The sequence below is a fragment of the Paenibacillus sp. BK033 genome, from assembly GCF_004345425.1.
Taxonomy (GTDB): Bacteria; Bacillota; Bacilli; order Paenibacillales; family Paenibacillaceae; genus Pristimantibacillus.
Window position 1 is genome coordinate 1 of record NZ_SLVP01000028.1, and the last position, 3,474, is coordinate 3,474.

5 protein-coding genes and 1 riboswitch are annotated in these 3,474 nt (G+C 39.4%); of the genes, 1 reads left to right on the top strand and 4 read right to left on the bottom strand.

Annotated elements, in window-relative coordinates; translation table 11 throughout:
* Positions 1-141: 141 nt before the first annotated feature.
* The 4 genes from EV294_RS31025 to EV294_RS31170 all read right to left on the bottom strand — a co-directional run bounded on the left by EV294_RS31025 (position 142) and on the right by EV294_RS31170 (position 2,764).
* The gene (locus tag EV294_RS31025) at positions 142-375 is read right to left on the bottom strand and encodes a tyrosine-type recombinase/integrase (RefSeq protein WP_347813068.1); all 234 of its coding nucleotides are present in this window, start codon (positions 373-375) and stop codon (positions 142-144) included.
* Positions 376-746: 371 nt separating this feature from the next.
* On the bottom strand, positions 747-1,226 hold the full coding sequence (locus tag EV294_RS30065) for a hypothetical protein (protein ID WP_132313668.1): 480 nt from the start codon (positions 1,224-1,226) through the stop codon (positions 747-749).
* Between the two features lie 132 nt (positions 1,227-1,358).
* On the bottom strand, positions 1,359-2,078 hold the full coding sequence (locus EV294_RS30070; RefSeq protein ID WP_132313670.1) for an IMP cyclohydrolase: 720 nt from the start codon (positions 2,076-2,078) through the stop codon (positions 1,359-1,361).
* A 48-nt stretch (positions 2,079-2,126) separates the two neighbouring features.
* Positions 2,127-2,205: riboswitch (ZMP/ZTP riboswitch) on the bottom strand.
* 403 nt (positions 2,206-2,608) lie between these two features.
* Positions 2,609-2,764, bottom strand: a complete 156-nt coding sequence (locus tag EV294_RS31170) for an NUDIX domain-containing protein (RefSeq protein ID WP_243711842.1) — start codon at positions 2,762-2,764, stop codon at positions 2,609-2,611.
* Positions 2,765-3,245: 481 nt separating this feature from the next.
* Here EV294_RS31170 and EV294_RS30080 point away from each other — a divergent pair.
* Positions 3,246-3,474: hypothetical protein (locus EV294_RS30080; RefSeq protein ID WP_132313672.1), on the top strand; the 229-nt coding region annotated here is incomplete at its 3' end.

A 3,474-nucleotide genomic window follows, 5' to 3' on the forward strand; every position in this document is an offset into this window, starting at 1 on the left:
TGAAGGGACGGTTATTTGCTATACCCTTTTTTCAGTATACCACCTCGTGAATATGCCATTAATAATTAAATATTGACAAGCTATTAGCTGGAATAGTTGAATAGAGGCGGATTTATGATGGAATCCGCCTCCAATAAGGCATTAAAAAAAGCGCTTATAAAGCTCTCTCCTACACTCGCCGCGGAGCTGTGCGTAGATTTGCGTCGTTGATGCCTTCTCATGGCCGAGCATACCTTGGATGAAATCCAGAGGGGCACCATTATCAAGTAGTTGGCACGCATAGGTATGCCGAAATCGATGGGGGTATACATTTGCTTCAATCTCTCCACGATCTGCAAGGCGTTTTAATGCCCATCTAATCGTAGGTATTGCCATTCGTTTAGTTGGACGAGTCAAATCGAATTCGATGGCCTAGGCTGCTTGGCTTCAATCTGTCTGCTTGTTTTGCTAAGTACTCCTTCAGCATTGTTAACGTTACCTCCGTTATAGCCAGGTCGCCTAGTTCCAATATCAACATTTTGTGCTGAAGCGAGTATGCTTTTAATGTTTTTGGACTAAATCCTTGAATTCGTTTGTCAGCTTCATACAACTTCCACAACTCACTTAAGTTCATAACAAAACCTCCCCTTAGAAGCTATTAAATCTAGTTTGCTTCTAAGGAGAGGTTTTAATAATCTACATGGCTCGTTGAACTAGCGTTCACCGATAGCTTAACGAACCTGCATTTCTTTTTTTGTTAACTTTAATTAGAGTTCTTCTATAGCTTGCTTAATCGTATTGTCGTACTCAGATTTTTCTTCAGGATATTGAAAATGGATGACCAGTATATTGTTAGACTCGTACACTATGGGGTGGAAAACAAAGTCAGCTTGGTCCGATATCTTATGAAAATCTTTAAACCCTTCAATTCGTTCTTTTTCAGTATTAAAAACGTATATGTACACATTCGCAAGAAGCATAATATCGATATTCACTTTATTATCTGCTTCATCTGTGACATCACCCATACCGTATGTATCTATAGCATAAGTCTCAGCCTCAATATCATTGAGCTTATTAAATGTTGTTCCCCCTCTTTCTGGGTTAAATTTAAGTATTTTCAAACCTTGGTTTTCCATAGATTGAATTACGTCATCCAACGACGATTTATTATCTTCACCACTACCTGAACAGGCTGATAGTACTATTAACAAAACTAGAAATACAGATATGATTTTAAAATACACCTAATCAATTCTCCTCTGAAATACCTATGTCTTAGACGTTATGGTGATTTATGAAATCAAATTGCTAACCTGCCTTTTCGGAAAGCATTGTGGAGCAGCTGCCACCGGCAAACTGCTCCACAATGCTTTCCACTAACGTTCTCCGTTAGTTGAATGCTTATTTCGAATTAATAAGTTTATTTCCTGATTCTGCACGTCAACAAATTTTACCAATAATGCAATTTTGTTCTCAGAATCAATACGTTCCCAATAGTAGTCTGCTATTTCATCAATTGAATCGGAGAGTGGTACTTCAAATGGATCACCTTCGAATGGTTTAAGTACACCATCCAGTTCTGTTCTATAGGTATGTATACAATGACCTATTCCCTTCTTGAATCGGCTGTATTGATACATGTTACGTATGCAAATTGAAGGGTCATTGTCTTGTGTTCTAAGAATTGATAAGCTGTATTGCTTAAGATCTGTGTTAATTATACCTGAAATTCTTGGGGTAAAGTGGGGAGCATCTGGTTCAAACTCTCTAAGCATTAATGATTCATAAAAGGACCTGTAATTCTTTAATCCTTCATAAATAGTTTCAGTTTGATCACCATTAGAGACAATGTGTACGTTATCCCAATGTCGAATAGGATAGTAAATTATGAGCGAAGGGTCCTCCACTAGAGCAGGATCAAAGGCTTTGTTTCTTATACTAAAACCTTCTCTTTCAAACACTCGATTTCTACTGTTCGTGCTTCTTCCCATAATCCAATACACCTGTACATAATGCGATCCTGAAGGAGTCATACCTACAATAAGCGTTCTTCCGGGATAAGGATTCTCAAACAAAGCGTGTTGAAGTTTGTTCATCTGCATCTGCTCCTCTCGAATAAACACAAAGAGGTAAGGGGAATCCCTTACCTCTGCCCAGGCGTGACGGCTCTAACTTATATGCTTCCTCATGGATCTCCATGCTTCGCCAGTCACATATAAGGCTCTAATTTATATCTATAATAGCAATTTCTCTCAACACTTTTCAATGCATTGTTTTTGTGTGTTTCATGTACTATCGTTCCCCGTTCAACAAATTAGGAGTTTAAGATCTAAGAATATTTATCTTTCCACTAAGCAAATCTTCAAAAACTGGTCGTTGGACTATGTTTATTTGATCCAGCGAGATATCGCTAATATTCCAGAACTGTAATTTCAATGACTCACATAGATCGTCCTGGAATCTTATCGTGTCTCCATCTTCTGATAAATGTTCACTGTGATTAGTCCAAGCATTGAAAAGGAACATAACGAAAACCACCTTGTTCCCATCAGGATAGGTGTATTCCATTCTAGGGCCGCTATAAACTGCGTAAAATTCACAATCCTTAACAGATAATCCTGTCTCCTCAATAACTTCTCGTATCATTGTCTCTTGAAATAGTCTCACCCGGATTCATGCCTCCGCCTGGCAATCCCCAATCACCGTAATCAGATCTCTGCTGCAATAAAACTCTACCGTTGCTATCTCTTATAATCGCTCCGCCAGTTACAACAATCCTCATTAGAGGTGACCTCTCTTCTCACTAATATAGTCATACTATATTAGCACATATTGGAAGTAACCTGCCCGTTAACGTAATAAAGCTGCTGGTTGCATGCCGGCAGCTTTATTCGTTCGTTTGGCTATTCAACTATCGTTCTCCGTTAGTTCACCAGAAAGTGACTGTCAGCAATATTTACCATGGTCCTTAGTATATCTGTACATTGCATAGTAATGAATCTATGAATCTAATATATGAAAAGGCAAGTTCTATTAACCTCCGTCTGCTAGAGCGCCAAAATTCCCCCCGTTGCACATAGGTTATATCCACACAGCTAACTCCCTTTATTAGACCAAAGCGATTTCTTCAACCCCAATCACACTTTTCATCATGTGGAATCCCCCCGGACTGAAAATGCCCGGATTGTACAAGTCCTGTATCTGTCTACAGAAACAGCTAATACGGCTACCTTAATTAGCCCGTTATGAAAGGAGGTGATAGTATGCCTGTTAATATAGTAGATCACCAATATCAAGATGTTGCTGCAGGAACGGGGTCGCTTCCATTTTTAATCTCACCGGGCGCAGAATACCTGTTAACTTCAGTTTTTCTCCAAGTCAGCAACATCAACAACCAGATTGAAATAAAAGCAACAATTGGCTGGGAAGCACAGCTGCTGCTGCTCACAATTGTTCCGAAGTTGCTCTTTCGCATCCGGAGAGGCGGTACCG